Origin of the sequence: Magnetospirillum sp. LM-5 (assembly GCF_902729445.1) — a bacterium.
Lineage (GTDB): Bacteria > Pseudomonadota > Alphaproteobacteria > Rhodospirillales > Magnetospirillaceae > Magnetospirillum.
On the sequence record NZ_CACVCE010000069.1, the window covers coordinates 1 to 2654 of the forward strand.

Below are 2654 nucleotides of genomic sequence, written 5' to 3' on the forward strand. Positions count from 1 at the left end.
TCCGCCACGGCACCTGGCCAACCTCAGACTCAGACCGTCGCTGCCGGTTCCACCAATTGGTGGTCCAAGGCCCGTGCGGTGGTCGGGGGACCGACAGCCATTCCGGGGATGGGCATGAACGTCGTGCAAGGCAATGTGGTCAAGGGCAATGTCGCGCCGTCCATTCCCTCGGGCATGCCCTTCATCGACACAGACCATGTCGGGGGTGCAAAGATCGGCGGATACTCCGTCGCCGATATCGTCGGCCTGGTCATGCTCGCCTTGGCGGCGGGTGTCACCGGCGGCATGATGACCATGGGCGGCGGCGTGCTCCAGGTCGCCGGTATGATGGTCTTCTTCGGCTATGGCATGTATCTGATCCGCCCGGTGGTCTTTCTGACCAATGTGGTGGTGTACGGTGCGGCCTCATTGCGCAACGACAAGGCTCAACTGGTCCAGTGGGACAAGGTCAAGCCGCTGATTCCCTGGGGCATCGCCGGCGTGATCCTGGGCTATTTCATCGGCAACGCCATCGGCGATTCTGTGGTGGGTATTCTACTGGGCCTGTTCGCTCTGATCATGGCGGGCAAGGCGGTCATGGAAATTCTTCAGCCCAATGCCGGCGAGGAAACGGCCGAGTCCATTTCCGCCGCAGAGGCTGAAGACGAGATGGACGAATTGATGGCTTTGGCAGACGGCACCTCCAGGCCCAAGGCCAGCGGCCTTGCCTTGCCGGAAGGCCATGCCCGTTCCGCGGTGTTGGGGCTGCCCATGGGTCTGTTCAGCGGTATTCTCGGCATCAGCGGCGGCGTCATCGAGGTTCCGCTGCAGCGCTATGTGGGACGCATCAGCCTGCAAAACGCCATCGCCAACAGTTCGGTCCTGGTGTTCTGGGCCTCGGTGGCCGGTTCGGTAGTGGCCTTCCTCCACGGATCCAGCACGGGTCTGATTCATTGGGAAGCGCCGGTGACCCTGGCCCTGGTGATGATTCCCGGCGCCTATGTGGGCGGCATCATCGGAGCGCGCCTGATGCGGGTCTTGCCGGTGCGGGTGCTCAAGGGCGTGTATGCGGCGACCATGGCCGCTATCGCTCTCAAGATGCTGACCTCGGTGTGATGATCATGATGCTGGGATTGGCCGGACATGAATAGCAAGGTGGCGCTTCTGGTCGTGGGACTGGCCGTTGTTCTGGCGCTCGTCATCGGGCGGCAGGGGCCGGTCGCGCCCCAGGCCACGAATACGCAGTCCCAGGCGGTGGCAGCAGGGCCGGTCGCGGCGCCTGTGGCCTTTCCCCAGCCCCAGTATCCCCAGGCGGCCAATGTTGCCATGCCGGTGGAGCCCGATCCTGCGGCGGGCGGCGGGACCGCGCCGGCGACGGAATCGCCGCTGCCCAACTTCGTTCCGCGCAAGCTGAAGGTGTTCGAAGGGCATTGGCAGGGCATGGACGGTCGCCTGATGACCGAGGAACTGGCCCGCAAGCTGAACTATCCGCGCGGCCTGCAGGGGGTTTTGCTGGGCGAAGTCACGCTGAACGCGGCGCTTTCCGGGCTTTTGGCCGGCGATGTCATCGTCAGGATCGACGATACCCCGGTCACCGACATTGAGAGTTTCAAGGCCGCCAGCCGGACCGTGGCCAACCGCTCCGAAGCGCGGATCAGCGTGCTGCGCAAGGACAACCGGCCGGGGGCTCCGGTGGTGCGCAAGCTGACGGTGGTCCTGCGCGAGGCCGAGGGCGGCCTGGGCTTCGCCCAGTTGGAAGGCGCGCCCATGATCCTGGCGGGCGATCCGCGCCCCCACGGCTATCGCGGCGCCTGCACCGATTGCCACCCCATCGGCCAGGGGTTCGAGTTGACCCCCGACCCAGATTTGATAAGCCTGCCCCCGCCGACGATCACGCGTGATATGGTCGCCCGGAGCGTCAATCCTCACGAAGTGCGCGGGCCGTGCGAAGCCTGCCACGTCATAAAGTGATCAGAGCCACCTGATTAGGATTTTGGAGAACACTATGTCTAGCAAGCCGTCGGATATTCTTGACGAGGTCACTCTTTACGCCCACTACGGCCTTTCGGTGGCGAAGAAGCTCGGAATGAACATGGTCGATGCGTTCCGTGCGGCCTTTTCCGTCAACGACGACATCCGCCAGGTGTATTACCGCGACAAGGGCATCTCTCACGCCAAGGCCGGGCGCTATTCCCAGGCCGTCATGCTGCTGGAGCAGGTCTACGACGCCGATGCCTTCGATGTGGATGTGGCTCTGCACCTGGGAATCGCCTATGTGAAGACCGGCGCCGTCGATCGCGGCACCGAACTACTCGAACGTTCCTTAACCGATGCGCCCGACAACGTGAAGGTGGCGACCGTTCTCGGCCTGACCTATGTGCAGGTGCAAAAGTACGATCTGGCCGTTCCGCTGCTGATCAAGGTGGCCGAGGCCAATCCCATCAATTTCAACGTCCGGTTCCGTCTGGGCGTGGCGCTGGACAACCTCGGCCGCTTCGACGAAGCCATCGACAGCTTCAAGATCGCGCTGGGCCTGCGTCCCAATGAAGGCAAGGTGCATCGCGCCATCGCCTTCAGCTATGAGCAGATGGGCCGGCACGAGGAAGCCTTGCCGCATTTCAAGAAGGCCAATGAACTTGACGAAGGGGCCTCGGTCTGAGGCCGTATGAGGGGCG

3 protein-coding genes are annotated in these 2654 nt (G+C 63.5%); all 3 read left to right on the forward strand.

The window, feature by feature from the left end; translation table 11 throughout:
• Nucleotides 1-174 precede the first annotated feature (174 nt).
• Genes MTBLM5_RS17280 through mamA form a run of 3 tightly spaced genes read left to right on the forward strand, consistent with a single transcriptional unit; the run spans nt 175 to nt 2638 of the window.
• Complete coding sequence (locus tag MTBLM5_RS17280) at nt 175-1095, forward strand: sulfite exporter TauE/SafE family protein (RefSeq protein WP_254431112.1); 921 nt, start codon at nt 175-177, stop codon at nt 1093-1095.
• Between the two features lie 39 nt (nt 1096-1134).
• Nucleotides 1135-1950, forward strand: coding sequence for a magnetosome magnetite formation protein MamP (gene mamP, locus MTBLM5_RS17285; protein ID WP_254431113.1), 816 nt, complete (start codon nt 1135-1137; stop codon nt 1948-1950).
• A gap of 34 nt (nt 1951-1984) precedes the next feature.
• Nucleotides 1985-2638, forward strand: a complete 654-nt coding sequence (gene mamA / locus MTBLM5_RS17290) for a magnetosome protein MamA (RefSeq protein WP_254431114.1) — start codon at nt 1985-1987, stop codon at nt 2636-2638.
• Nucleotides 2639-2654 lie beyond the last annotated feature (16 nt).